Genomic DNA, 26,792 nt, shown 5'->3' with positions numbered 1-26,792 from the left:
TCCTCAGCCCGCGATCGGCTCGTGCAGGCCGATGCGGTTGCCTTCGCTGTCGGCGATATGCGCAATGCGGCCGATGTCGCCGGGCAGCTGCAGCGGGCCGAACACGGTCTTGCCGCCGGCATGGGCCACGCGCTGGAGCAGGGCGTCAAGCCCCGGCGCATGCAGGTAGGGCACCGGGCCATAGTGCTGGCTGGGCCGGTAGCCTTCGCCGGCTACCAGCGCGCCGCCGGGGTCGGGATTCGGGAACACCGCCATGTCGACCTGGCTCATGGTTTCGCGGCGCAGCGTCGTTTCGAACACCTGTTCGTAGAAGTGGATCGCACGCTTCATATCGTCGACGGGGATCTCAAGCCAGTTGATCAGGCCATTGCTCATGATGGACTCCTGGGTCACGGGGAAAGGAGTCCGCATCATGCGCGCGGGCTGCTGACAGCGTCCTGTCAGGAGCCTGGCAGCAGGGTCAATGCGGCATCCACGCCGCCAGCACCGGCACCATGATGGCGGTCAGCACGCCATTCAGGCCCATGCCCAGCGCGGCGAACGCGCCGGCCTCCTGGTTCACCTGGAACGCGCGCGCGGTGCCGATGCCGTGCGCCGCCACGCCGGTGGCGAAGCCGCGCACGGTGTAGTCGCGGATGCGCAGCAGGTTCAGCAGGCTGGTCGCGCTGACGGCGCCGATGATGCCGGTGGCCATCACCAGCACGGCAGTCAGCGAGGGCAGGCCGCCGATCTTCTCGGCCACGCCCATTGCGATCGGGATCGTCACCGACTTGGGCGCGAGCGACAGCACCGTCTCGCGCGAGGCGCCGAGCAACCATGCGATGCCAACGGCCGATACCACTGCCACCAGCGATCCGGCCACCAGCCCGATCAGCAGCGGGAACACATGCGTGCGCAGCTTGGGCAGCTGCAGGTAGAGCGGCACGGCCAGCGCCACGGTGGCGGGGCCGAGCAGGAAGTGCACGAACTGCGCGCCATCGAAGTAGGTCTTGTACGGCGTGCCGGTAACCGTCAGCACGGTGACCAGCAGTGCGACGGCGATCATCACCGGATTGGCGAGCGGCGAGAAGCGTGAGCGCTCATAGATGCGGAACGCGAAGACGTAGGCCAGCAGCGTGGCGGTCAGCCCCACCAGCGGGCTCGCGGCCAGGTAGACCCAGATCTCGTTGAGGCGGGGCGTCATCATGCCTGTTCTCCGCTGTTGTTCTCGGCGCTGGTCGCCTTGCGCATCAGCATGCGCGTGACCACGGCGGTGGTGGCGATGGCGAGCCACGTCGATACCACCAGCGCGACCAGGATCGGAAACCATTCGCCTTCGATGCGACTGGCGTGGACCATGATGCCGACGCCGGCCGGCACGAACAGCAGCGACAGGTGCTTGAGCAGTTCGCTGGTGGTGCCCTGGATGATGGGCAGCAGGCGGTCGTCGAAGACCAGCCAGCCGAACAGCAGGATCATGCCCAGCACGGGGCCGGGCACCGGCAGGTGCAGCGCGTAGCTGATCACCTCGCCGACGGATTGGAAAACCAGGAGGATGGCAAAGGTCTGGAGCATGGGGCGTCTTGGGTTGTACTGTTTTCCCCTCTTCCGCAGGCGGGAGAGGGGCGACAACCACACCGCCCCGATTCCGGGGCGGTTCAGCCCAGCATCTTGTCCACCAGTTCGATCCAGTGCATGACCGGCGTTTCGGTACCGCCCTGCAGGTGGGTGATGCAGCCGATATTGGCCGACACGATGGCTTCGGGCTGGGTCGCCTGCAGTTTGGCGAGCTTGTCGTCGCGCAGGCGGTAGGCCAGTTCCGGCTGCAGCACCGAATACGTGCCCGCCGAACCGCAGCACAGGTGGCTGTCAGCGCAGAGTTTGACTTCCACGCCGAGGCCGGTCAAGAGCGCTTCGACCTTGCCGCGGATCTGCTGGCCGTGCTGCAGCGTGCACGGCGGGTGGTAGGCCACGCGGCGGCCGTCGCGCGGCACCGCGCCGGCGCGTGCATGCAGCGCATCGGCAAAGTCGGGCAGGATCTCCGACAGGTCGCGCGTCAGCGCCGAGATGCGGCGCGCGCGCTCGGCATACGCCGGATCGTTGCGCAGCAGGTGGCCGTAGTCCTTCACCATCGCGCCGCAGCCCGATGCGGTCATGACGATCGCTTCCGCGCCCGCTTCGATATGCGGCCACCATGCATCGATATTGCGGCGCATATTGTCGAGCCCGCCATCGTGGTCGCCAGTGTGGAAGCGGATGGCGCCACAACAACCGGCTTCGCGCGCCACCACCAGTTGTACGCCGACACGATCGAACACTCGGGCCGTCGCGGCATTGATGTTGGGCGACATCGCAGGCTGCACGCAACCGTCGAGCAACAGCATCTTGCGCGCGTGCGCCGTGCGCGGCCATTGCCCGGGATCGGCGGTCTTGCTCAGTTCCGGCACCTTGTTGCGCAGCGTGGCCGGCAGCATCGGGCGCACCATCTGCCCGAGCTTCAGTGCCGTGCCGAACAGCGCCGGACGCGTCAGGCCTTCGCGCAGCACCCAGCGCGTCACGCGTTCGCGTGCGGGGCGGCGGATGCCGCGCGCTTCGAGCTGGTCGTCCACCACCTGCCGGCCGATATCGACCAGCCGCCCGTAGCGCACGCCCGACGGGCAGGTCGATTCGCAGTTGCGGCAGGTCAGGCAGCGGTCCAGGTGCAGCCGCGTGCTTTCACTGACGGCATTGCCTTCGAGCACCTGCTTCATCAGGTAGATACGTCCGCGCGGGCCGTCGAGTTCGTCGCCGAGCAGTTGGTACGTCGGGCACGTGGCGGTGCAGAAGCCGCAATGCACGCATTTGCCGACGATGGACTTGGCTTCTTCGCCTTCGGGCGTATTGCGCAGAAAATCGGCCAGGGTCGTTTGCATGGTGTGGGGTGTGGTTGCCTTGGCGTTGAACGGAGCGCGCGGCTCAGAGGCCGGGGTACATGCGCTGCGGGTTGAAGATGCCGGCCGGGTCGAAGCTGGCCTTCAGCCGCGTATGGATCGCGGCCAGCGGCGAGGCCAGCGGCGTAAACACTCCCGCCGACTTGTCGCCGTTGCGGAACAGCGTCGCGTGGCCGCCGACCGCCTGCGCAATGCCGCGCACGAGTCCGGCATGGTTGCCGTCGGGACCCGCTTCGGGCAGCCACCAGCGCTGTCCGCCGCCCCATTCGACCAGTTGCGAGCCGGGCAGGTCCAGCGGCGCCGAGGTCGGCGGTACTGCCAGGCGCCACAGCGCGCGTCCCTGCAGCGCCGGGGTGAAGAACGCATGCGTCTGCTCGCGCAGCGATTGCCAGAACGCCACGCCTTCGTCCTGCGCGACGGTCTCGCCGCCGAGCCGTGCGCGTGCGGCCTGCACCGCGGCGGTGGCGCCGGACAGGCGTACATGCAGCACGCCTTCGTGCCACGCCGATGCCGCGATCGGCAACGGCTGGCCACCCCACTGGTTCAGGCGGTCGATGGCCTCGGCCTGGCTCATCGCGAAGCGCAGCGTGGCATCGCCGAACGGGATCGGCAGCACCTTGACGGAGACTTCCAGGATCAGCCCGAGCGTGCCGAGCGAGCCCGCCAGCAGCCGCGACACGTCATAGCCCGCGACGTTCTTCATGACCTGGCCGCCGAAGTTCATCACCTCGCCGTGGCCGTCCATCAGTTGCGCGCCGAGGACGAAATCGCGCAGCGCACCGACCGACTGCCGGCGCGGGCCGGAGAGGCCGGCGGCCACGGCGCCGCCGAAGGTGGCTGCACCGGGCTGTCCTGCAGCCGCGAAGTGCGGCGGCTCGAAGGCCAGCATCTGGCGCTTTTCCGCGAGCGCGGCTTCGATCTCGGCCAGCGCCGTGCCGCAGCGCGCGGTGATGACAAGCTCGGCCGGATCGTATTCGACGATGCCTCGATACGCGCGCGTATCCAGCAGCTGGCCGTCCATGGCCTGGCCGTAGAAGTCCTTGCTGCCACCGCCGCGCAGGCGCAGCGGCGTGCGGGTCTCGGTGGCATGCCGCACGGCATCGCGGAAGGAGTCGAGAGTGGCTTGCATGTGGGTCCGGTTCGGTCAGGTATCTTTGCGGCGTTGGCCGGCGGGGCCGCCCGGGACCTCCGGGCGATCATTCTGGTATTCGGGCAACTCGCTGCCGCAATGCTTGCAGTGCGCCGCGTCCGGGTCATGCCCTTCGGTCAGGCAGTGGGTGCAGCTGCGCGTGGTGAGCGGGCGCTTCATGATGCTGGCCGCCAGCTCGGCGCCGACGATGCCGGTCGGGAAGGCGATGATGCCGTAGCCCAGCAGGATCGTCAGCGACGTAATGAACTGCCCCAGCGGCGTCTTGGGCACCATGTCGCCGAAGCCGGTGGTGGTCAGCGTCACCACGGCCCAGTACATGCTTACGGGAATGCTGGTAAAGCCATGCTGCGGGCCTTCCACCACATACATGATGGTGCCCAGGATCACGGTGATGATGAACACCGTGCCGAGGAACACGAAGATCTTGCGGCGGCTGTTGGCGAGCGCGCGGTACAGGATCTCGGCTTCCTCGAAGTACACCGTGAGCTTGAGGATCCGGAACACGCGCAGCAGCCGCAGCAGCCGCACGTCGATCAGGAACGCCAGCTCCGGCGAGAAGAACGCCAGCCAGGTCGGCATGATCGAGATGAAGTCGATGACGCCGAAGAAGCTGAAGACATAGCGCAACGGCCGCCGCACCACCAGGATGCGCATCACGTACTCGGCCGTGAACAGCAGTGTGAACATCCACTCGAGCACGGTGAACAGCATGCGCAGGTGTGCGTTGATACCCTGCAGGCTGTCGGCCATCACGGTCAGCACGCTGGCGACAATGGCGACGAGCAGCGTGATATCGAACGCGCGCCCCTCGCGGGTGTCGGCTTCGAAGATGATCGTGTACCAGCGCTCGCGCCAGCCGGCTTCGGGCCGGCCCAGGCGCTGGCGCAGGGTCTCGTTGGTCTGGCGTGGCGGCATGGCTGGCGTGCCGTTCAGAAGCGGGGCAGGTCGGGGTGGGGCAGCAAGCCCTTCTTCACGTGCAGCTTGCCGTATTCGGCGCAGCGCGCGAGCGTGGGAATCGCCTTGTCCGGGTTCAGCAGGCGCGCCGGGTCGAACGCGGCCTTGACGCCGAAGAAGGCTTCGCACTCGGCGCGCGAGAACTGCACGCACATCGAGTTGAGCTTCTCGACGCCCACGCCGTGCTCGCCGGTGACGGTGCCGCCGAGTTCCACGCAGGCTTCCAGGATGTCCGAGCCGAACAGCTCCGCGCGGTGCCATTCGTCCTGGTCCGCACCATCGAACAGGATCAGCGGATGCATATTGCCGTCGCCGGCATGGAACACGTTGATGCAACGCAGCGCGTACTTGCGCTCCATTTCCTCGATGCGCCGCAGCAGCGTGCCGATGTGCTTGCGCGGAATGGTGCCGTCCATGCAGTAGTAGTCGGGCGAGATGCGGCCCGCCGCCGGGAACGCGTTCTTGCGCCCGCTCCAGAAGCGCAGGCGCTCGGCCTCGTTCTGCGACACCACGATGCGCGTGCAGCCGGAGGCGGTAAGTACGTCGCTCATGCGCTGGATTTCCTCCGCCACTTCCTCGGGCGTGCCGTCGGACTCGCACAGCAGGATGGCGGCGGCGTCGAGGTCATAGCCGGCATGCACGAATTCCTCCACGGCGGCCGTGGCGGGCTTGTCCATCATCTCCAGGCCGGCCGGGATAATGCCGGCCGCGATGATCGCGGCCACCGCGTTGCCACCTTTCTCCACGTCGTCGAAGCAGGCCATGATCACCTGCGCGAGTTGCGGCTTGGGGATCAGCCGCACGGTCACTTCGGTCACTACGCCGAGCATGCCTTCGGAGCCGATCATCGCGGCCAGCAGGTCAAGGCCTGGGGCGTCCGGCGCTTCGGAGCCGAACACCACGATTTCGCCTTCCATCGTTACCGCGCGCACGCGCAGCACGTTATGTACGGTCAGGCCGTACTTCAGGCAGTGAACGCCGCCGGAGTTTTCGCTGACGTTGCCGCCGATGGTGCAGGCGATCTGCGACGACGGGTCCGGCGCGTAGTACAGGTTATGCGGCGCGGCCGCGTCGGAGATGGCCAGGTTGCGCACGCCGGGCTGGACCACGGCGGTGCGCGAAAGCGGGTCCATCTTCAGGATGCGCTTGAACTTGGCCAGCGACAGCACCAGGCCTTCGGCGATCGGCATGGCGCCGCCGGACAGGCTGGTGCCGGCGCCGCGCGGCACTACGGGAACGCGCAGCTTGTGGCACAGGCGCAGGATCGCGCAGACCTGTTCCTCAGTGTCGGGCAGCGCCACGGCCATCGGCACCTGGCGGTAGGCGGCCAGGCCATCGCATTCATAGGGGACGGTGTCTTCCGGCTTCCACAGCAGCGCGGCATCCGGAAGGATCTGCGCCAGGCCCGCCAGCAGCGCGCTGCGGCGGCCGTCGTCGGCGCCGTGATTGCCGGGGCTGGCGCTCAGTGGGGCTTCGTGCGGGGCATTCATGGCAACTCCTGTGGGGGCCTGTCGGCGAGGCCGGCGCGGGCCGGAGGGGACGGGTGACTATAGCGCAGCGCCTGCGCCGCGAGCATATCGGGGTACGTGAATTCGGCGAGGCAGGCCGATCAAAAATGCTCATCATGCGGGCCGACCAATGCACTGGCGGTGGCCGGGGACTGGTTGGCGTGCTTGGCGAGCGCTGAGCACGACACCCCATCCATCCACCCCAACCCTAATCCCCACACTCCAGTGAAGCCAGATAAATCGCACCGATGCCAACGCATCCTTACCAGTCCAGACTCAACAGCCAGTCGACAAAATAACGCGCCTCAGGCTTGAGCGGCGCATGTTCGCGCTCGACGATGTAATACCCATGCGGCGAGACCGATTCGACATCGAGCAGCCGCACCATCTGCCCCAGCGACAGCCAGTGTCGCGCCATGCGCTGGCGCACCAGCGCCACGCCCTGGTTCGAGGCGATCGCTTCCAGCATCAGGCCGATATCGTTGAACTGCGGGCCGGTCTGCGGCTCGGGCCAATCCAGCCCGGCAGTCTCGAACCACGGCTTCCACGGCTCCAGCGGGCTGCGCAGCAGCACCAGGCCGTGCAGGTGCTCGGGCCTGGTGATGGCGCGGCCGTTGACGCGCTCGTAGTACTCGCGCCCGCAAGCCGGGAACACGGGTTCAACCAGCAACCTGGTGGTCTTCAGGTCCGGGTAGCGGCCGGTGCCATAGCGGATCTCGACGTCGCTGTCCTCGGCCTTCACGTCCAGGAACGGGATGGCCAGGTGCAGCTCGATGTCGATATGCGGATACAGCGCGCCGAACTCGGGCAGGCGCGGCACCAGGTGCTGGCGGCCGAAGGTCGGCGGGATCGCCACGCGCAGGCGCGTGCGCAGCTTGTTGTACTCGGGCCGCGCCAGTTCGTTGAGCGACTTGAGCGCGTCCTGCACATTGCGCAGGTAGCGCGTGCCGGCCGCCGTCAGGCGCAGCGCGGCGTTGGAGCGCACGAACAGGTCTTCGCCCCAGAGTTCTTCCAGGTTCTTGATGCGGTGCGATACCGCACTTGGCGTGACCGACAGCTCCTCGGCCGCGCGCGCGAAACTGCCCAGGCGCGCCGCGGCCTCGAAGGCGACCAGCAAGTGCAGCGGAGGAACGCGGTTGAACATCGATGCCATCCCGCTCAGCCGCCCGGGCCGCGCACGGAGTGGAAGATCTTGCCCGGGTTCAGAATGCCGTTGGGATCGAGCGCTTGCTTGATCACGCGCATCAGGTCGAGTGCGTCTTCGCCGTGCTCGCGCACCAGGAAATCCATCTTGTGCAGGCCCACGCCGTGCTCGCCGGTGCACGTGCCGCCCATCGACAATGCGCGCTCGACGATGCGGCGGTTGATGTCCTCGGCCTCGGCCATCTCTTCCGGCTTGTCGGGATCGACCAGGATCGCCACGTGGAAATTGCCGTCGCCGACATGGCCGACGATCGGGCAGGGCAGCGTGGAGGCGATCAGGTCCTGCTCGGTCTCGGCCACGCAGTCGGCCAGGCGCGAGATCGGCACGCACACGTCGGTGGTGACTGCCCGGCAGCCGGGCTTGAGCTGCAGCATGGCGAAGTACGCGGTATGGCGCGCGTTCCACAGCCGGCTGCGGTCTTCGGGCCGCGTGGCCCATTCGAAGTCCTGGCCGCCATGCTCGGCCGTGATCTGCTGCACGGTCTCGGCCTGCTCGCGCACGCCGGCCTCGGTGCCGTGGAACTCGAAGAACAGGTGCGGCATTTCCGGCAGCGTCAGGTTGTCGTGCCGGTTGATCGCTCGGATGGCCAGCGCATCGACGAACTCCACGCGCGCGATCGGCACGCCAAGCTGGATGGTCTGGATCACGGCCTGCACGGCGCTGCTCATGCTGGGGAACGCGCAAACCGCGGCGGAAATCGCCTCGGGCTGCGGGTACAGGCGTACGGTGACCTCGGTGATGACGCCGAGCGTCCCCTCGCTGCCGACAAACAGGCGCGTCAAGTCATAGCCCGCCGACGACTTGCGCGCATGCGTGCCGGTGCGGATCACGCGCCCGTCGGCCGTCACCACGGTCAGGGCCAGCACGTTTTCGCGCATGGTGCCGTAGCGCACGGCATTGGTCCCGGAGGCCCGCGTGGCGCACATGCCGCCCAGCGACGCATCGGCGCCCGGGTCGATCGGGAAGAACAGGCCCGTGTCCTTGATCTCCTGGTTGAGCTGCTTGCGCGTGACGCCGGGCTGCACGGTCACGGTCAGGTCTTCCGGCTGGATCGCCAGCACCCGGTTCATCTGCGACAGGTCCAGGCTGATGCCGCCGGCCACGGCCAGCAGGTGCCCTTCGAGCGATGAGCCTGCCCCGTAGGGAATCAGCGGCACGCCGTGCGCGTTGCACAGGCGCGCGACTTCGGCCACTTCCTCGGTGCTGTGGGCGAACACGACGCCGTCCGGCAGGGCCGGCGGGAACGGCGATTCGTCGCGGCCATGGTGTTCGCAGACGCCGGCGGAGGTCGAGAAGCGGTCGCCGAAGCGCGCCTGCAGCGCATCACGCAGGGCGTGCGGCAAGGGGCGGCGTGCCAGGGCGGCGTGTGGCGTGGGGTGGTTCATGCAGGTCTCCGGCGGGTCGCTGCGGCGTGCGGCCAGTCTCCGGAACCGTCGGCGGGTGTCGGCGGCGGAATGGGGCGCGACCCGATTGTTGATTGGGGAATGCCGCCATTCTACGCCGCGCGGCGGCTGATGCACCCCTTCCCCTGGACCGGGACGAGCGGACGCGCGGCGCTCGCGCGGGCGGCAAAGCACGCCATAATGCGCGCCATCCCAAAGACTTCCAGAGGAGACCGGCATGGGCCACCGCCTGTCCAAGATAGCCACCCGCACCGGCGACGCCGGCACCACCGGCCTCGGCGACGGCAGCCGCACGGGCAAGGACAGCCTGCGCATCGCCGCCATCGGCGACGTCGACGAGACCAATTCGCAGATCGGCGTGCTGCTCACCGAAACGCTGCCGGCCGACGTGCGTGACGCGCTGCTGCATATCCAGCATGACCTGTTCGACCTTGGTGGCGAACTCTCCATCCCCGGCTACACCTTGCTCAAGCCCGAGCAGGTGGCGCAGCTCGACGCGTGGCTGGCTCACTACAACGCGGGGCTGCCGCGCCTGGCCGAATTCATCCTCCCGGGCGGCAGCCGGGCCGCCGCGCAGGCCCATATCTGCCGCACCGTGTGCCGGCGCGCCGAGCGGGCGCTGGTCGCGCTGGGCGCCACGGAGGCGCTCAATGAAGCACCACGCCAGTACCTGAACCGGCTGTCGGACCTGATGTTCGTGTTGGCCCGGGTGCTGAACCGTGTCGATGGGGGAAGCGACGTTTTGTGGCAGCGCGGACGGGATACGGCGAATTCTTCGGGTAAAAGTGACTGAAGAATTGCTTTTTGCCGTCGAAAATCGCTTGCGGCACGGGTTGTTCAAGGCCGGACGCGGGCGCGCCGTTGACCGGATGGAAGTAACCGAGAAAATTACTCGGATTTGCAGATTCCGCCCTTGAAATGGCCTCGGACGGCCACATTTCGCACTCAGGATGAATTGCGGCCGCGCGGATAGCGATGGCTCAATAGGAGAGAACAAATGGGAAAGATCATCGGTATCGACCTCGGTACCACCAATAGCTGCGTGGCGATCCTGGAAGGCAGCACGCCCAAGGTCATCGAAAATTCGGAAGGCACCCGCACCACGCCTTCGATCATCGCCTACATGGAAGACGGCGAGATCCTGGTCGGTGCGCCGGCCAAGCGCCAGGCCGTGACCAATCCGCGCAACACGCTGTATGCCGTGAAGCGCCTGATCGGCCGCAAGTTCGAAGAGAAGGAAGTCCAGAAGGACATCGGCCTGATGCCGTATTCCATCGTCAAGGCCGACAACGGCGACGCATGGGTGGGCGTGCGCGACCAGAAGCTGGCGCCGCCGCAGGTGTCCGCCGAAGTGCTGCGCAAGATGAAGAAGACCGCCGAGGACTACCTGGGCGAGCCGGTGACCGAGGCCGTGATCACGGTGCCCGCGTACTTCAACGACTCGCAGCGCCAGGCCACCAAGGACGCCGGCCGCATCGCCGGCCTGGACGTCAAGCGCATCATCAACGAGCCGACCGCGGCCGCGCTGGCCTTCGGCCTGGACAAGAACGAGAAGGGCGACCGCAAGATCGCCGTGTATGACCTCGGCGGCGGTACCTTCGACATCTCGATCATCGAGATCGCGGACGTGGACGGCGAGAAGCAGTTCGAAGTGCTGTCGACCAACGGCGATACGTTCCTGGGCGGCGAAGACTTCGACCAGCGCATCATCGACTACATCATCGCCGAGTTCAAGAAGGACCAGGGCGTCGACCTGTCGAAGGACGTGCTGGCCCTGCAGCGCCTGAAGGAAGCCGCTGAAAAGGCCAAGATCGAACTGTCGAGCTCGCAGCAGACCGAGATCAACCTGCCGTACATCACGGCCGATGCATCGGGTCCGAAGCACCTGAACCTGAAGATGACCCGCGCCAAGCTCGAATCCCTGGTGGAAGAGCTGATCACGCGCACCATCGAGCCGTGCCGCACCGCGATCAAGGATGCGGGCGTCAAGGTCAGCGATATCGACGACGTGATCCTGGTCGGCGGCATGACCCGCATGCCCAAGGTGCAGGAACAGGTCAAGGAGTTCTTCGGCAAGGAAGCGCGCAAGGACGTGAACCCGGACGAAGCCGTGGCCGTCGGTGCCGCGATCCAGGGCTCGGTGCTGTCGGGCGACCGCAAGGACGTGCTGCTGCTGGACGTGACGCCGCTGTCGCTGGGTATCGAGACCCTGGGCGGCGTGATGACCAAGATGATCACCAAGAACACCACCATCCCGACCAAGCATGCGCAGGTGTTCTCGACCGCCGACGACAACCAGCCGGCGGTGACCATCAAGGTGTACCAGGGCGAGCGCGAAATGGCGACCGGCAACAAGCTGCTGGGCGAGTTCAACCTCGAAGGCATTCCGCCGGCACCGCGCGGCACGCCGCAGATCGAGGTGTCGTTCGACATCGACGCCAACGGTATCCTGCACGTGGGCGCCAAGGACAAGGCGTCCGGCAAGGAAAACCGAATCACCATCAAGGCGAATTCGGGCCTGTCGGAAGACGAGATCCAGCGCATGGTGAAGGACGCCGAGGCCAACGCCGAGGAAGACAAGAAGGCCCGCGAGCTGGCTGACGCCCGCAACCAGGCCGACGCGCTGATCCACTCGACCAAGAAGGCGGTCACCGAATACGGCGACAAGCTGGAAGCCGGCGAGAAGGAAAAGATCGAAGCTGCGGTCAAGGAACTGGAAGACGCCGCACGCGGTGGCGACAAGGCCGAGATCGACGCCAAGGTTGCCGCGCTGTCGGAAGTCAGCCAGAAGCTGGGCGAGAAGGTCTACGCCGACATGCAGGCCAAGGCCGGCGAGCAGGGCGCGGCGGGTGCCGCAGGCGCCGGTGCCCAGCAGCAGGCCCAGCCGCAGGACGATAACGTGGTCGACGCCGAGTTCAAGGAAGTCAACGACAAGAAGTAATCGGGAAGGGCGGCGCGGGCATGCGCCGGCGCCGCCCCTGTCCCGACGCCGGGCGACGGACATCGGACCCAGCGGGAAACCGCCGTCGGATGCCTCGCTCGGCTTTTTTGCTATTCGCCGGGAGCCGCAGTAGCGGCGGTTCCGGGCCAAAAGGTAATGAGCCACCATGGCAAAACGTGACTACTACGAAGTGCTCGGGGTAGGCAAGAACGCGAGCGACGACGAGATCAAGAAGGCTTATCGCAAGCTCGCGATGAAATACCACCCGGACCGCAATCCGGACAGCAAGGAATCCGAGGAAAAATTCAAAGAGGTCAAAGAGGCCTACGAGATGCTTTCCGATGCGGAGAAGAAGGCAGCATACGACCAATATGGCCATGCCGGCGTGGATCCGAACATGGCCGGCGGTTTCGGCGGCGGCCAGGGCTACGGCGGCTTTGCCGAGGCCTTTGGCGATATCTTCGGCGACATCTTCGGCCAGCAGGGCGCGGGCGGGCGCCGCGGCGGCGGCGGCCCGCAGGCCTATCGCGGCGCCGACCTGCGCTACAGCATGGAAATCTCGCTGGAGCAGGCCGCGCACGGCCACGAGGCACAGATCCGCGTGCCCCACTGGGACGAGTGCGACCACTGCCACGGCAATGGCGCCGAGCCCGGCTCGAGCGTGGAAACCTGTCCGACCTGCCACGGCGCCGGCCAGGTGCGCGTATCGCAGGGCTTCTTCAGCATGCAGCAGACCTGCCCGAAGTGCCACGGCAGCGGCAAGTTCATCCCGAAGCCGTGCACCAAGTGCCACGGCCAGGGCAAGCTGAAGTCGCAGAAGACGCTGGAAGTGAAGATTCCGGCCGGCATCGACGAAGGCATGCGCATCCGCTCGTCCGGCAACGGCGAGCCGGGCATCAACGGCGGCCCGCCGGGCGACCTGTATGTGGAAGTCCACATCAAGGCGCACCCGGTGTTCGAGCGCGACGGCGACGACCTGCACTGCCAGATGCCGATCTCCTTCGCCACGGCGGCGCTGGGCGGCGACCTGGAAGTGCCGACGCTGAACGGCAAGGCCACCTTCCCGGTGCCCGAGGCGACGCAGTCCGGCAAGACCTTCCGCCTGCGCGGCAAGGGCATCAAGGGCGTGCGTTCGGGCTATCCGGGCGACCTCTACGTGCATGTGGCCGTGGAGACGCCGGTCAAGCTGACCGACGCCCAAAAGGACATGCTGCGCCAGTTCGACCGCTCGGTCCATGAAGGCGGCTCGCGCCACAGTCCGCAGGAGCAGTCCTGGCTGGACAAGGTGAAGAGCTTCTTTAGCTGATCCGCCCCGCAAACCGGCCACGCACGCGCGTGGCCGGTTTGCTTTTGTGCCCGCAATGCGGGCCGGCAGCGCATAATGCAGGCGCTGTGTTTTTCCCCGCTTTCCGCTGTGCCTTTCCCGCATCCCTGCTCCAATTCCGAACCCTTCGTGCTGCTGGACGATGCAACTGCGTTGCCCGGCGAAGCGGCCTCGCGCCTATACACTGGCCTGATCCACGAAGACCTGCTGCCAGCCGGCAGTGACGTCACCCAGCTCGACATCCTGCTCGCCGAAGGCTGGCGCCACGGCTGGCATGCCACGCTGTTCGCGCCGTACGAATTCGGCGGCGCGCTGGTCGGTGCGCCTGCGCATACGGACAACCGGCTGCCGTTCCATGACGGTGCCGTGCATTTGCTGTGGTTCCGCGAAATGCAACGCCTGGACGGCGATGCCGTGCGCGCGTGGCTTCCGGCGCCGGATGCGCAAGCGCCCGCGGGGCTCATGGATATCACCGCCGACACCCCACGCGAAGCCTTCGATGCCGCGATCGCGCGCATCCATGCATGGATCGAGGCTGGCGACACCTACCAGGTCAACTTCACGCAGCGGCTCGCGTTCTCCGCCTTCGGCGATCCGCGTGCCCTGTATGCGGCGCTGCGCGCTGCACAGCCAGTTCCATTCGGCGTGCTGGCCTGCCTGCCGGGCGATGCCTGGGTGTTGTCGCTGTCGCCTGAGCTGTTCGTCCGGCACGACGGCGAAGGCGGCCTTGTGACGCGCCCGATGAAGGGCACCGCGCCGCGTTCCGGTGATCCGGCAAAGGACGCGCAAGCCTCGGCCGCTCTTGCTGCCGATGCCAAGAACCGCGCCGAGAACGTCATGATCGTCGACCTGCTGCGCAATGACCTGGGCCGCATCGCGCAGCCGGGCAGCGTGGCGGTGCCCGACCGCTTCGTCGTGCAGCCATTCGGCGCCGTGCTGCAGATGACTTCGACCGTCACGGCGACCGCGCGGCCGGATACGCGCTTTGGCGAGCTGTTCGGCGCGCTGTTTCCGTGCGGCTCGATCACCGGCGCGCCCAAGCGGCGCACCATGCAGATCATTGCCGAACTGGAATCCGCCCCGCGCGGACTCTATACGGGCGCAATCGGCTGGCTCGACGCGCCGGCTGCCGGCGATCACGGCCTGTGCCGCTTCGCCATGTCGGTGGCCATCCGCACGCTGGCGCTGTCGCCACGGGCGGCTGACAGGCTACGTGCCGGCGAGATGGGCGTGGGTGGCGGCATCGTGCATGACAGCGTGGCGTCGGACGAGTTTGCCGAGTGCGGCTGGAAGGCGCGCTTCGTGACCCGCCATGATCCGGGCTTCACGCTGTTCGAAACCCTGCGAGTCGAGGACGGCCATTGCCTGCGTCTTGATCGGCATCTTGCGCGCCTGGCCTCATCGGTGGCGACGTTCGGGTTTGCCTTCGACCGCGCGGCAGCGAGAGCCGCTATCGAGGGGGAGGCCGCACGTCTTGGCGCCGGCGACTGGCGCTTGCGCATGAGCGTCGACAAGGCCGGCAAGCTTGTATTCGCCAGCGGAGCACTGCAGCCGCTGGCTGCGCAGACGGTCATGCTCGACTGCGCTGTGGAACCGCTGCCGGATGCCGATCCGCTGCGCCGGCACAAGACCAGCGTGCGCGCCGTCTACGACGCCGCCTGGCAGGCGGCGGAACGGGAAGGCTGCTTCGACCGGCTGTTCTTCAACACGCGTGGCGAACTGCTGGAAGGCGGCCGCAGCTCGGTGTTCGTCAAGGTCGAAGGCGAATGGCTGACGCCGCCGCTGGCCGCCGATATCCTGCCCGGTGTGATGCGTGCCGTCGTGCTGGAGGAGGGCGATGCAGTGCTCGATGGCCCGGCCCGCGAGTCTATCGTGACGCGTGCGATGCTGATGCGCGCGCAGGCGATCGTGGCGGTCAATTCGCTGCGCGGGGCGATGCGGGCCACGTTGCGTTAGCCACTGATGGCGGTCGCACCACTACCTATGGTGCGTATCCAGAACCCCGTCGCCGAGCTTCCAGCGCACCACTCCCGGCAGGTTGATCAGGTCGCGGTCGTGGCAGATCATCACCACGGTGCGGCCCTCGGCCGCCAGTTCGCGCACCAGCGCAATGACCTGTTCGCGCGCCTGTCCGTCCAGGCTCGAAGTCGGCTCATCGAGCAGCATCAGTTCCGGCTCCAGCACCTTGGCGCGCGCCAGCGCGACGCGCTGGACTTCTCCGCCGGACAGGCGCTCGGGCGCGGTGTCCTGCAGGTGCGCGACGCCGGCCCACGCCAGCGCCTCGTTCACCCGCTGCGCGATCTCCGGCTGCGGCAGCCCGCGCGCGTGCAGGCCGTAGGCGATGTTCTCGCGCACGGAAGTGCGGAACAGGTAGGGGTGCTGATGCAGATACGCGATGCGTTCGCGCAGTTCACGCGGCAGCGGATCGAGCGGAGCGCTGCGTGCCGCGGCGTTGCCGCCGGTCCAGTGCACCGTAGCGCCGGGCGCAGGTTCCAGGCCGGCCACCATGCGCAGCAGCGTGGTCTTGCCCGCGCCGTTCTGCCCCGTCAGCACGATAGCCGCGGCGCGCGGAAAGACCAGTTCGCCGATCTCGAACAGCCGGCGCGCGCCGATGCTGCGTGACAGTCCGCGCACGGTCAGCAATGGCGTGGGCGAAGCGTTCATCGGCGGAAGCCTCCGGCGCCCTGCAGCCACGCCAGGGCAATGTTCACCAGCAGCGCCAGCGCTACCAGCACGATGCCGAGCGCGATCCCCTGCGCGAATTCGCCTTTGCTGGTCTCCAGCGCGATCGCCGTGGTGATGGTGCGCGTCGAGCCTTCGATATTCCCGCCGATCATCAACGCAGATCCGACTTCGGCAATCACGCGGCCGAAGCCGGCAACGATGGCCGCCATCAGCCCGAAACGCAGTTCCCGGATGACCGTGACGAACGTGCGCCAGCGTCCCGCGCCGAGCACGCGTGCGGTTTCGTGCAGGCGCGGATCGGCACCCTGCAGCGTCGACAGCGAAAACGCGAGGATCACGGGAAAGCCGATCACCGCCTGCCCGAGCACCATGCCGGCCGGCGTGAACAGCAGCGCCAGGCTGCCGAGCGGTCCCTGGCGCGTCAGCAGCAGGTAGAGGATGAGCCCGACCAGCACGGTCGGAAACGAGAGGAAGGCCTGCGCCACCACGACCACCGCGCGGCGGCCTGGAAACTGATGCGTGGCGATCAGCCACGCCGCGCCCACCGCGGGGGCGGTAGCGATGGCGAGCCCCAGCACCGCCACCATCAGCGAGGTCCAGACAATGAACCAGAGTGCCGCGTCGCCGCTGGCGAGCAGGCGGAACGCGGCCAGCGTGGCGGCGCCGATCTCCACCGGTCAGGCGGAGAAGGTGTGCTCGGCTGCGGGGAAGCTGCCGTCCTTCACGGCGGCCACGTAGGCGCGGATGGCGCCTTCGATCGTGGTCTGGCCTTCCATGAAGTTGCGCACGAACTTGGCCTTGCGCCCCGGGTAGACGTTGATCATGTCCTGCAGCACCAGCACCTGGCCGGAGCATTCGGCACCGGCGCCGATGCCGATGGTCGGCACCTTGAGCTGCCGCGTGATCTCGCCGGCCAGCGTGGCCGGCACGGCTTCCATCAGCACGATCTGGGCGCCGGCGTCCTGCATCGCGAGCGCATCGCGCTTGAGCTGGGCCGCGCCTTCATCAGTCTTGCCCTGCACCTTGAAGCCGCCGAAGGCGTGCACCGACTGCGGCGTCAAACCGATGTGGGCGCACACCGGGATGCTGCGCTCGACCAGGAACCTGACCGTCGGGGCGAGCCAGTCGCCGCCTTCGAGCTTGACCATGTGGGCGCCGGCGCGCATCAGCGCAACGGCGCTGGCAAAGGCCATTTCGGGCGTGCCGTAGGTGCCGAAGGGCAGGTCGGTCACCAGCAGCGCGGTCTGGTTGGCGCGCGCCACGCATTCGGTGTGGTAGGCCATGTGCTCAAGCGTCACGGGCAGCGTGGTCTGCTGGCCTTGTATCACGTTGCCCAGGGAGTCGCCCACAAGGATGACTTCCACGCCGCAGAAATCCAGCAGTGCGCCGAAACTGGAGTCGTAGGCGGTCAGCATGGCGATCTTTTCACCGGCGTCGCGCATGGCCTGCAGACGGGTGATGGTGACGGTCTTGCGGGTGGGATCGAGGAGGTAGCTCATGGCAGTGACGAATCAGGAGAGAGGCGCTCGGCGTGTAGCGGCCGGCGCGGCTGTCGTTATGGTTATGTACCGCCCCGGGCATTGCTCGGCTGCCCGGCTGCGGTCAGGGCGCAGCCAGGTTGAGAAAGGCCCTGCGACCGCGCATGTTCTCGATGCGCGTCAGTAGTGTACGGAAATCCCCATCGTTGTCCACCGGATTGAAATGGGCGGTATCCACGATCAGCACCGGGGCGTCGTCGTAGCGATGGAACAGTTCGCCGTAGGCGTCCGTGAGCCGTTGCAGGTATGACTCGTCGATGCCGGTGGCCTCGCCGGGCGCGCCACGGCGGGCGATGCGCTCGCGCAGCAATGACGGCGTCGCTTGCAGCATGATGACCAGGTCGGTGCGCTGCGGCGGCAGCTGCAGCCGTGCGGCAATCGCGTCATAGAGCGCCAGTTCGTCTTCGGGCAGCGTCAGGGAAGCGTACAGGCGGTCCCGGGCGAAGAGGAAATTGGCCACCATGCGCTGCGTGGCCAGCAGGGCGTTCTGCCATTGCTGGAGCTGGTCGGCGCGCTTGTTCAGGCAGGCCAGCTGCAGCGGCAACGCGTAGCGGGCCGGTTCGCGGTAGAAGCGTTCCAGGAAGGGGTTGGCGCGGGCGCTATCGAGGAGCGCCGTTGCGTGCAGCGTGTGCGCGAGGCGTTGGGCCAGTGCGGTCTTGCCGGAGCCGACCGGACCTTCCACCACGATGCGACGCAGATGTTCGAGCATATCGTTGACAGCGCGGGCGTGCGGCCCCGCGGCTCAGCCGCCGCTGCCGGCTGCCAGTGCCCGCAGGCACTTGCAGGAGGAAACCTTCTCGATGCGCTGGTCGCCGACACCGGCGAGGTAGTCGATCGCGGGGCCCATGCCGGGGATCACGAGATCCGGGGCCAATTCGAGCAGCGGCACGAGCGTGAAGGCACGTACGGTGACACGCGGATGCGGCACGGTGAGCTGTTCGTCGTTGTGCTGCTCGTCACCGAACACCAGCAGGTCGAGGTCCAGCGTCCGCGGCGCGTTGCGGAACGGGCGTTCGCGGCCGAACTGGTCTTCGATGTGGTGGCAGATGCGCAGCAGTTGCGCGGCGGTGAACGAGGTCTGCACCTTGACCACCGCGTTGTAGTAATCGTCGCCACCGGCATCGACAGGCGCAGTCCGGTACAGCGAGGACCGTGCCAGCACCGTGATGCCGACCTGCTGGGCCAGGCACACGATGGCGTCTTTCAGCGCCTGGCGGGCATCGCCCAGGTTGGCGCCGATGCCGATGAAGGCGAGTTTCATTGATGTTCCTCCGGCTGGTCGCGGCCGGCATGGACTTCCGGCCCCGCTTCCGTGTCGCTCCGGGAAGAAACTTTATCCGATTTCCGCGGACTGCGTCGGCGGCGCTTCTTGCGTGCCGGGGCGTCGCCCTCGGCCGCCGGACTACGCGGCGTGCGGGCGCCATCGATCAGGCCTTCGCGCTCGTCGGGATCGGCGTCCTGGAAATCTTGCCACCAGCGCGCCAGGTCCTCCGGCATTTCGCCGGACTGGCAGCGCAGGTGGAGGAAGTCGAAACCGGCGCGGAAGCGCGGCGACTCCAGCAGGCGGAACGGCATGCGGCCCACGCGCTTCTCGAAGCGCGGCTGCATGCCCCAGATGTCGCGCATGTCGGTGACGAAGCGGCGCTGGATTGCCAGCTGGCCGGTCTGCTTTTCCAGCACGGCGTCCATGGCCGTGTTGAGCGCCGCGATCGGGTGCTCGCCGCGTGCGCGCTCGGCATTCCAGCGCTGCAGCACGTGGTGCCACAGCAGCGCGGCGAACAGGAAGCCCGGCGACACCGGCTTGCCCGATTGCACGCGGCGATCGGTGTTGTCCAGCGCCAGCTGCACGAAGCGCTGGCCCATGGGCTGCTCCAGCGCCACGTCCAGCAGCGGCAGCAGGCCCTGGTGCAGGCCGGCCTTGCGCAGTTCCTGCAGCGATGCCCAGGCGTGGCCGGACATCAGCAGCTTGAGCATCTCGTCAAACAGGCGCGCGCTGGGCACGTTGTGGATCAGCGTGGCCAGGCCTTCGATCGGCTCGCGCGTGGCCTCGTCGATGCCGAAGCCGGTCTTGGCAGCGAATCGCACCACGCGCAACATGCGCACCGGGTCCTCGCGGTAGCGCGTGACCGGGTCGCCGATCATGCGCAGCGTGCGCGCGCGGATGTCTTCCATGCCGTGATGGTAGTCATGCACGGTCTGCGCGGCCGGATCGTAGTACATCGCGTTGATGGTGAAGTCGCGGCGTTCCGCGTCTTCGGCCTGCGAGCCCCACACGTTGTCGCGCAGCACGCGGCCCGAGGCATCGATGGCGTGGGTCTTGCTGTCGAGTTCGGAGCGCTTGAGGCGCCGGCCTTCGGGCAGCGTCTCGCTGGCCACGGCATCGACCAGCGCGCGGAACGTGGAGACTTCGATGATCTCCTGCTCGCGACCGCCATAGAACGTGACGTGGACGATCTGGAAGCGCCGGCCGATGATGCGCGAGCGCCGGAACAGCGCCTGCACCTGCTCGGGCGTGGCGTTGGTGGCGACATCGAAATCCTTGGGCTTGATGCCCAGCAGCAGGTCGCGCACCGCGCCGCCGACGATAAACGCCTGGTAGCCTGCCTGTTGCAGCGTGGAAGTGACTTTAACGGCATTGCGCGACAGCAGGGTCGGGTCAATGCGGTGCTCTTCCACGGTAACGATGCGCGGCGTGTGGGCGCGGCCGATGCGGCGCTGCTTGGGGCCAGGATTGCCCAGTAGGCGGTTGATGAGCTTCTTGATCACGTCAGAACAGATCCATGATGCGCCAGCCCGCGGCGGCGGCATGCTCGCGCAGGCGATCATCCGGGTTGGTGGCGATGGGCTCGCTGGCCTTTTCCAGCAGCGGCAGGTCGTTGGCCGAGTCGCTGTAGAAGTAGGTGGTGCTGAAATCGTTCCAGTGCGCGCCCTGGCTCTTCAGCCAGGCGTCGACGCGGGTAATCTTGCCTTCGCGGAAACTCGGCACGCCGTCGACCTCGCCGGTGAACTGGCTTTCCGGCTTGCCGTCGACCGTTGCCGGTTCGGTGGCGATCAGGTGCTTGATGCCAAACGCCGCCACGATCGGCGCCGTGACGAAGCTGTTGGTGGCCGTGACCACAGCGCACAGGTCGCCGGCTTCCAGGTGCTTGTAGACCAGCGCGCGGGCCTGCGGCGTCATGACGGGGTCGATCACTTCATGCATGAAGCGCTGGCGCAGGGCGTCGAGCCGGTCGCGCGAGTTGGCGGCCAGCGGCGCCAGCGCAAAGCGCAGGAAAGCCTGGATATCCAGGGTGCCGGCCTTGTAGTGGCCATAGAACTCGTCGTTCTTGCTGCGGTAGGATTCCTCGTCCACAACGCCCTGGCGCACCAGGAAGCGGCCCCATTCGTGGTCGCTGTCAGTCGGGATCAGGGTATGGTCGAGATCAAAGAGTGCCAGATTCATGGGGCGCGATTTTACCTTAAGGGAGGAGACCGGTCGGCAACGTGGCCCGCGCGACCGCTCCGGCCGGAACGAAGCAAATGGCGATTATTCCCGGAACTCCGCGAACATCTCGCGAAGCAGGGGCAAGGTCACCGGGCGCTTGCGCTCCAGCGAGTACGTATCGAGCGCATCGAGCAGCGCCATCAGGCTGGGCATGTCGCGGTAATGGCGGGTCACCAGCCAGTGGGTGATCTCCGGTGAAAGCTGCAGTCCGCGTTCGCGTGCCGCTTGCAGCACAGCTGACATCTTGTCTTCGTCCGACAACGGCTGCACCTGGTAGACCAGGCCCCAGCCCAGCCGGGTGCGCAGGTCTTCACGGACCGGCATGGCACGCGGCGCCAGGCCCCCGGCCACCACCAGCGCGGTGCGCACGTGCGCGCGGACTTCGTTGTAGAGCGAAAACACCGCGATCTGGCGCGCTTCGTCGAGCAGGTCGACATCGTCCACCGTATAGAGCTGGCAGGACGGATCGAACAGGAAATCCGACAGCGGGTGGTGCGGGCTCAGGTAGCGGCAGTTGATGCCGGTCTGCGGCGTGGCTTCGCATACGGCGTGCAGCAGGTGCGTGCGGCCGCAACCCACTTCGCCCCACAGGTAGACCAGCCGGTCCACGGCGCGCTCCTGCGCGACCGCATTGGGCAGGTCGTGCAGGCGCTGCACCGCCTCGCGGTTCGAAGCCACGACGAAATTGTCGAAGGTCGAAGGCGGGGGGCTGCCAAGCTCGAGCGAAAGTTGCTTGGGACGCGGGGACATGACGTATGGCTTGCTTGCTGGGGACAGCTCGCGCGGTGCGCTTGGAATCGGCTCAAGCCGACTATTGTCCGTCATTTTTCCCGTTGCTTCCGTTATTTCCGATAAAGGTCGCTGGCCAGGTACGCGCGGCGCAGTTGCCTGGCGCCGACCAGCAATACGGCGGACGTGGGCAGCGCCAGCAGCACGCCGAAGAAGCCGAACAGCTGGCCAAAGGCGAGCAGGGCGAAGATCACCACCAGCGGGTGCAGCCCGATGCGCTCGCCGACCAGGCGCGGCGTGAGGTAGAAGCTCTCGACGAACTGGCCGATGCCATACACGACCGCGACTGCCGCCAGCCCATACCAGTCGCCGAACTGCAGCAGCGCGGCCAGGATCGCCAGCACCAGGCCGACGCCGAAGCCGATATAGGGAATGAAGACCGCCAGGCCCGTGAACACGCCCACGGGTACGCCAACGTCAAAGCCGGCAACGGTCAGCCCGATCGAATAGATCGAGGCCAGGATCACCATCACCAGGATCTGGCCGCGCAGGTACTGCGACAGCAGCACGTCGGTCTCGCCGGTGAGTTCGCGCACCTTGGGCACCCAGCGGCGCGGCACCAGGCCTTCGATGCGCCGCATCACCATGTGCCAGTCCATCATCAGGTAGAACATGACGATGGGAACGATGAACAGCATGCCGGCCACTTCGATCAGGGCCGAGCCCGAGACCTTGGCATAGTTCAGGAACACCGCCAGCAGGTCTTCGGGACTGGCCGAGAAACGATCCGACAGCATGCTGCGCAGGCCCGGGAAATCGAAGCGCACGCGCACGCCGAAGTCCGCCAGGCGCGGCGCGACCACGGCGTTGAGCTTCTTCAGCAGCACCGGCAACTGTTCGCGGACCTGGGGGATTTCCCGCTGGAGCACGGCGATCAGCAGCAGTACCAGCACCACGCCGATCACCAGCAGCAGCAGGATCATCAGCGTCACGCCGACGGCACGCGGTATGCGCCGGCGTTGGAGCCAGTCGACGCCCGGGGTCAGGATGTACGCAAAGATGAACGCGAGCAGGAACGGCGTCAGGATCGGCGCAAGCGCGACGATGGCCGCAAACAGGCCAGCGGCGACCACAATCCACAGCAGGACGCGCTTGGTCTCTTGGTTCAGCAGGGGAGCGTTCATCGGTGGGCGCATAGGATGGAATGGCGAAACTGGTAGCCGGGCGCCTGTATCCGTTAAAATCGCGATTCTACTGGACTCGCGCCCGCCCCCTGCTGCTGCTGGGGCCGCCGGAGCGGCGAATTCACCACTTTATCTCCTCTGACACAAGCAGGTTCCCATGAGCGCTTCCCCGACCGCCGGCCAGGCAGGCCTTTCCTACCGCGATGCCGGTGTTGACATCGATGCCGGCGATGCCCTGGTCGACCGCATCAAGCCGTTTGCCAAGCGGACCATGCGCGAAGGCGTAATGGCTGGCATCGGCGGTTTTGGCGCGTTGTTCGAGCTGTCGAAGAAGTACCAGGAGCCCGTGCTGGTGTCGGGCACCGACGGCGTGGGCACCAAGCTCAAGCTGGCGTTCCAGCTGAACCGCCACGACACCGTGGGCCAGGACCTGGTGGCCATGAGCGTGAACGACATCCTGGTGCAGGGCGCCGAGCCGCTGTTCTTCCTCGATTACTTCGCCTGCGGCAAGCTCGACGTGGACACCGCCGCCACCGTGATCCAGGGCATCGCCCGCGGCTGCGAACTGTCGGGCTGCGCGCTGATCGGCGGCGAGACCGCCGAAATGCCGAGCATGTACCCGGACGGCGAATACGACCTGGCCGGCTTCGCGGTCGGCGCGGTGGAAAAGCGCAAGATCATCGACGGCACCACCATTGTCCCGGGCGACGTGGTGCTGGGCCTGGCTTCGTCGGGCGCGCACTCGAACGGCTATTCGCTGGTGCGCAAGATCATCGAAGTGGCCAAGCCGGACCTGAACGCGGACTTCCACGGCCAGCGCCTGCAGGACGCCATCATGGCGCCGACGCATATCTACGTGAAGCCGCTGCTGTCGCTGATCGAAACGCTGCCGGTCAAGGGCATGGCCCACATTACCGGCGGCGGCCTGACCGAAAACGTGCCGCGCGTGCTGCCGCAGAACACCACGGCCGTGCTCCACCGCGACGCCTGGACGCTGCCGCCGCTGTTCCAGTGGCTGCAGGCGCAAGGCCGCGTGGCGGACGACGAAATGCATCGCGTGTTCAACTGCGGTATCGGCATGGTGGTGATCGTCGCGAAGGAAGATGCCGAACGCGCGATCCGGCACCTGCAGGCTGCCGGCGAAGCCGTGTGGCAGATCGGCGAGATCCGCGAGCGCGCGGAAGGCCAGGCGCAGACCGTGGTGGTCTGACGGTCCGAAGGCCGGCCTTGCGGCCGGCAGCCGGTGATCGAACAGGAAGTTGAAGAGGGCACATGCATGGCATGTGCCCTTTTTGATTTTCAGGCGAGGGGCACCGGACATCCCGGCAACAAGCCCGGGGCCGAAACGCTATCCCTTCAGCCGGGTCAGCAGATTCATCAGCTTCAGGGCCCTTCCTGCATACGGTGGCTGAAACAGCTTCTGCACTAGCGACACCGGCCCCTGATAAAACACCGGCCGCAGCTTGGAGAAGGTATTGAACCCCTCCCGGCCGTGGTAGTGCCCCATCCCGCTCGGCCCGACACCGCCAAATGGCAGGTCATGCTGCGCCACGTGCAGCAGCGCGTCATTCACCGATACGCCACCGGACATCACGTGCGTGATGTAGTACCGCTGCAGCGCCTTGTCATGCGTGAACGGGTAGATCGCCAGCGGCCGGTCATGCGCGTTGATGTAGTCGGCCACTTCCTGATGGTCGCGATAGGTGCGGATGGGCAGGATCGGCCCGAAGATCTCGCGTTGCGACACCAGCATGTCCTCGCGGGGATCGAGCACCAGGCAAGGCGCGAACTTGCGCGCCGCGGCATCGCCGGTGGCCAGCTCGACGATCGTTGCGCCCTTTGCCCTGGCATCCTCCAGCGTCGCATGCAGGCGGTCATAGGCGCGCTGGTCGATGATGGCGGTGTAGTCGTTGCTGGTCAGGTCGGGGAAGCGCTCGGCAACCAGCCGCCTGGCATGCGCGACGAACGCGTCCACCGCGCCCTCGGGCAGGAAGACGTAGTCGACATTGGTGCAAATCTGCCCGGCATTGAACAGCTTGACCCACAGGATGCGCTCGGCGGCGGCCTGGATTGGAAAGTCCGGTGCCACGATCGCCGGGGCCTTGCCGCCCAGTTCGAGCGTGACCGGCGTGAGATTGCGCGCCGCATTGGCCATGACCGCGCGGCCCGTGGCGCCCGAGCCGGTGAACAGCAGGTGGTCGAAGGGCAGCGAAGAAAAGGCCGGTCCGCGCCCGCCGCCGTCCTCGAAGAACTTCAACTTGTCTTCGGGGAAGTAGCGCGGGCTGATGCGCGCCAGCAACTGCGCCAGGTGGCGCGAGTTCTCCGACATCTTGACCATGGCGCGGTTGCCAGCCGCGAAAATTGCCGCAAGCGGGCAGAAGGCTAGGTTGAGCGGAAAATTCCACGGCACGATGACCCCGACCACGCCCAGCGGCTGCGGGATGACGCGGTTGCGCGCACCCGGGTACATCAGCCTGTCGATATGGCGCCGTTGCGGCTTTATCCACTTGCGCAACTGCTTGCGGGCGTCGCGGATCGATTCGAGCGCGACGAAGAACTCCGCGAACAGGGTCTCGAATTCGGAGCGGCTGCCGTAGTCGCGCGCGATCGCTTCGACGATGTGCGCGCGGTTTTCCTTCAGCATGCGCGACAGCATGGTCAGGTCGGCAATCCGTTGCGCATGGCCTGGCTCGGGGTCGGCGAGATAGGCCTGCCGCTGACGCGCAAAACAGGCCTGGAATTCTTCCGGCATCACCACGTGATCGGCTGGCAGGTCAATGGCACCCACGGGGTCTCCTGTTGATTGGTTCCGGTTGAGGCGTGAAGGCGTCCCGATGCGTTGTCCGCGTCAGGGATTGCCAGCGGCCGTGGCGTCGGAGGCGGCGTCCTGGTCGCCGTAAGCCTTTCCGCCGAAGCGCAGCGCCGTATGCTGGCGCTGCGAGTGGCGCAACGGGTAGAACATCTGCGCGGCCCAGTGCTCGGCGCCGAAGCGGCGGTCATCCTCCAGCCCGACCTTCGCGGGGTACTGGCGGGTGATGTGCGCCGTGCCGAACAGCATATCCCAGATGAACAGCAGGTTGCCGAAGTTGCCCTTGTAGTGGCCGATGCCGTCGGCATTGGTCAGCGCATGGTGGGCCCAGTGCGTGGCCGGCGTGGAGATGGTTCTTTCCACCACCCACATCAGCGGGCGCAGCGCACGGATGCGGTACAGCGGCTCGTCCCAGCGCCAGGCACAGTGCGCGCCGAGGATCACGAGCATCTTGACCACGATGTACACGGCATAGACCTTGCCGAAGCCCAGGTACAGCAGCACGCCCGCGCTCCACAGCCCCGGCATCATCAGGTAATAGAAGAAGTTGTTCCGGTACGTGACGCGGATGCTCATGTACGACGCCGAGTGGTGCGCGCGATGCAGCGGCCACAACCACGGCGAATGGGATGCGCGATGCCACCAATACTGCGTCATGTCGTCGGCGACCAGCAGGATCGCCGTCATCGCCCACCACGGCAGATGGGACCATGCACCGCGCATGTCGGGCATGAGCCAGTTGCACAGCCAGTTGGCGCCCAGCAGCGCGAACGGCTGCGTCACGGCGACCAGGCTGACGAACATCAGCACTTCGAGCTTGGTGTCGTTGGCGTCGGCGCGCACGCCTTGCTGGTAGCGCCGCGTGGCAAATTCCATGACGGCAAAGCCAAGGATGATGCTGCCGATCAGCAGGTTCTGTAGCTGCAGGTTCATGCGGGCTGTCTCCGATCTCTTCGATGCTGGTTGTGCG

General features: G+C 66.8%; 25 protein-coding genes. 5 read left to right on the top strand and 20 right to left on the bottom strand.

The genetic code is table 11. The features are described from left to right. Nucleotides 1-3 precede the first annotated feature (3 nt). From ACIGJC_RS12670 to ACIGJC_RS12630, 9 genes are all read right to left on the bottom strand, one after another. The gene (locus tag ACIGJC_RS12670; protein WP_211945710.1) at nucleotides 4-375 is read right to left on the bottom strand and encodes a VOC family protein; all 372 of its coding nucleotides are present in this window, start codon (nucleotides 373-375) and stop codon (nucleotides 4-6) included. 85 nt (nucleotides 376-460) lie between these two features. Beyond that, complete coding sequence (locus ACIGJC_RS12665) at nucleotides 461-1,186, bottom strand: LrgB family protein (RefSeq protein ID WP_483709199.1); 726 nt, start codon at nucleotides 1,184-1,186, stop codon at nucleotides 461-463. Continuing rightward, entirely contained in the window at nucleotides 1,183-1,554 is a 372-nt protein-coding gene (locus ACIGJC_RS12660; protein ID WP_483709198.1) for a CidA/LrgA family protein, read from the bottom strand. The genes ACIGJC_RS12665 and ACIGJC_RS12660 overlap by 4 nt, the downstream gene beginning before the upstream one ends. Before the next feature lie 83 nt (nucleotides 1,555-1,637). Then, nucleotides 1,638-2,891, bottom strand: coding sequence for a glycolate oxidase subunit GlcF (gene glcF, locus ACIGJC_RS12655; RefSeq protein ID WP_483709197.1), 1,254 nt, complete (start codon nucleotides 2,889-2,891; stop codon nucleotides 1,638-1,640). 43 nt (nucleotides 2,892-2,934) lie between these two features. Next, nucleotides 2,935-4,038, bottom strand: coding sequence for a glycolate oxidase subunit GlcE (gene glcE, locus ACIGJC_RS12650; protein WP_483709195.1), 1,104 nt, complete (start codon nucleotides 4,036-4,038; stop codon nucleotides 2,935-2,937). 15 nt (nucleotides 4,039-4,053) lie between these two features. Next, complete coding sequence (locus tag ACIGJC_RS12645; protein WP_483709194.1) at nucleotides 4,054-4,974, bottom strand: ion transporter; 921 nt, start codon at nucleotides 4,972-4,974, stop codon at nucleotides 4,054-4,056. 14 nt (nucleotides 4,975-4,988) lie between these two features. After that, nucleotides 4,989-6,503 carry an FAD-linked oxidase C-terminal domain-containing protein gene (locus ACIGJC_RS12640; RefSeq protein ID WP_483709193.1) on the bottom strand — a complete coding sequence of 505 codons (1,515 nt, stop codon included), beginning with the start codon at nucleotides 6,501-6,503 and terminating at the stop codon, nucleotides 4,989-4,991. A 280-nt stretch (nucleotides 6,504-6,783) separates the two neighbouring features. Then, nucleotides 6,784-7,674: a LysR substrate-binding domain-containing protein gene (locus ACIGJC_RS12635; RefSeq protein ID WP_211945704.1), complete on the bottom strand. Its 891-nt coding sequence runs from the start codon at nucleotides 7,672-7,674 to the stop codon at nucleotides 6,784-6,786. Nucleotides 7,675-7,679: 5 nt separating this feature from the next. After that, on the bottom strand, nucleotides 7,680-9,110 hold the full coding sequence (locus ACIGJC_RS12630) for an FAD-binding oxidoreductase (protein ID WP_483709192.1): 1,431 nt from the start codon (nucleotides 9,108-9,110) through the stop codon (nucleotides 7,680-7,682). 235 nt (nucleotides 9,111-9,345) lie between these two features. Here ACIGJC_RS12630 and ACIGJC_RS12625 point away from each other — a divergent pair, with 235 nt between their 5' ends. From ACIGJC_RS12625 to ACIGJC_RS12610, 4 genes are all read left to right on the top strand, one after another. Next, nucleotides 9,346-9,921 carry a cob(I)yrinic acid a,c-diamide adenosyltransferase gene (locus ACIGJC_RS12625; protein ID WP_483709191.1) on the top strand — a complete coding sequence of 192 codons (576 nt, stop codon included), beginning with the start codon at nucleotides 9,346-9,348 and terminating at the stop codon, nucleotides 9,919-9,921. A gap of 204 nt (nucleotides 9,922-10,125) precedes the next feature. After that, nucleotides 10,126-12,069: a molecular chaperone DnaK gene (gene dnaK, locus ACIGJC_RS12620; RefSeq protein ID WP_483709190.1), complete on the top strand. Its 1,944-nt coding sequence runs from the start codon at nucleotides 10,126-10,128 to the stop codon at nucleotides 12,067-12,069. A gap of 166 nt (nucleotides 12,070-12,235) precedes the next feature. Beyond that, nucleotides 12,236-13,375 carry a molecular chaperone DnaJ gene (gene dnaJ, locus ACIGJC_RS12615; protein ID WP_483709188.1) on the top strand — a complete coding sequence of 380 codons (1,140 nt, stop codon included), beginning with the start codon at nucleotides 12,236-12,238 and terminating at the stop codon, nucleotides 13,373-13,375. 75 nt (nucleotides 13,376-13,450) lie between these two features. Further along, on the top strand, nucleotides 13,451-15,349 hold the full coding sequence (locus ACIGJC_RS12610; RefSeq protein ID WP_483709187.1) for a chorismate-binding protein: 1,899 nt from the start codon (nucleotides 13,451-13,453) through the stop codon (nucleotides 15,347-15,349). A 21-nt stretch (nucleotides 15,350-15,370) separates the two neighbouring features. On the opposite strand, the gene ACIGJC_RS12605 is transcribed toward ACIGJC_RS12610, so the two are convergent. The 9 genes from ACIGJC_RS12605 to ACIGJC_RS12565 form a co-directional block, all read right to left on the bottom strand. Beyond that, nucleotides 15,371-16,057, bottom strand: a complete 687-nt coding sequence (locus ACIGJC_RS12605; protein ID WP_483709186.1) for an energy-coupling factor ABC transporter ATP-binding protein — start codon at nucleotides 16,055-16,057, stop codon at nucleotides 15,371-15,373. Continuing rightward, nucleotides 16,054-16,752, bottom strand: coding sequence for an ABC transporter permease (locus ACIGJC_RS12600; RefSeq protein WP_483709185.1), 699 nt, complete (start codon nucleotides 16,750-16,752; stop codon nucleotides 16,054-16,056). Before ACIGJC_RS12600 ends, ACIGJC_RS12605 begins: the two co-directional genes overlap by 4 nt. Nucleotides 16,753-16,755: 3 nt before the next feature. Further along, nucleotides 16,756-17,577, bottom strand: coding sequence for a 3-methyl-2-oxobutanoate hydroxymethyltransferase (gene panB, locus ACIGJC_RS12595; protein ID WP_483709184.1), 822 nt, complete (start codon nucleotides 17,575-17,577; stop codon nucleotides 16,756-16,758). 103 nt (nucleotides 17,578-17,680) lie between these two features. After that, nucleotides 17,681-18,325 (bottom strand): deoxynucleoside kinase, encoded by a 645-nt coding sequence (locus ACIGJC_RS12590; RefSeq protein ID WP_483709182.1) that lies wholly within the window; start codon nucleotides 18,323-18,325, stop codon nucleotides 17,681-17,683. Nucleotides 18,326-18,358: 33 nt separating this feature from the next. After that, on the bottom strand, nucleotides 18,359-18,877 hold the full coding sequence (gene folK / locus ACIGJC_RS12585) for a 2-amino-4-hydroxy-6-hydroxymethyldihydropteridine diphosphokinase (RefSeq protein ID WP_483709181.1): 519 nt from the start codon (nucleotides 18,875-18,877) through the stop codon (nucleotides 18,359-18,361). Further along, nucleotides 18,874-20,382 (bottom strand): polynucleotide adenylyltransferase PcnB, encoded by a 1,509-nt coding sequence (pcnB, locus tag ACIGJC_RS12580; protein WP_483709180.1) that lies wholly within the window; start codon nucleotides 20,380-20,382, stop codon nucleotides 18,874-18,876. The genes folK and pcnB overlap by 4 nt, the downstream gene beginning before the upstream one ends. 1 nt (nucleotide 20,383) lies before the next feature. Further along, the gene (locus ACIGJC_RS12575) at nucleotides 20,384-21,058 is read right to left on the bottom strand and encodes a histidinol-phosphatase (protein WP_483709179.1); all 675 of its coding nucleotides are present in this window, start codon (nucleotides 21,056-21,058) and stop codon (nucleotides 20,384-20,386) included. 84 nt (nucleotides 21,059-21,142) lie between these two features. Further along, nucleotides 21,143-21,850, bottom strand: a complete 708-nt coding sequence (gene hda, locus ACIGJC_RS12570; RefSeq protein WP_483709178.1) for a DnaA regulatory inactivator Hda — start codon at nucleotides 21,848-21,850, stop codon at nucleotides 21,143-21,145. Nucleotides 21,851-21,942: 92 nt separating this feature from the next. Further along, a complete protein-coding gene (locus tag ACIGJC_RS12565; protein ID WP_483709177.1) occupies nucleotides 21,943-23,013 on the bottom strand; it encodes an AI-2E family transporter in 1,071 nt (356 codons plus the stop codon). A gap of 157 nt (nucleotides 23,014-23,170) precedes the next feature. Here ACIGJC_RS12565 and purM point away from each other — a divergent pair, with 157 nt between their 5' ends. Next, nucleotides 23,171-24,223, top strand: coding sequence for a phosphoribosylformylglycinamidine cyclo-ligase (purM, locus tag ACIGJC_RS12560; protein ID WP_483709176.1), 1,053 nt, complete (start codon nucleotides 23,171-23,173; stop codon nucleotides 24,221-24,223). Nucleotides 24,224-24,361: 138 nt separating this feature from the next. On the opposite strand, the gene ACIGJC_RS12555 is transcribed toward purM, so the two are convergent. Beyond that, complete coding sequence (locus ACIGJC_RS12555; protein WP_483709175.1) at nucleotides 24,362-25,801, bottom strand: coniferyl aldehyde dehydrogenase; 1,440 nt, start codon at nucleotides 25,799-25,801, stop codon at nucleotides 24,362-24,364. 60 nt (nucleotides 25,802-25,861) lie between these two features. Beyond that, nucleotides 25,862-26,755, bottom strand: coding sequence for a sterol desaturase family protein (locus ACIGJC_RS12550; protein ID WP_483709173.1), 894 nt, complete (start codon nucleotides 26,753-26,755; stop codon nucleotides 25,862-25,864). Nucleotides 26,756-26,792: the final 37 nt, after the last annotated feature.

This window comes from Cupriavidus sp. C3SS-1, from assembly GCF_057073755.1.
This window is presented reverse-complemented; position numbering and strand designations above follow the sequence as displayed.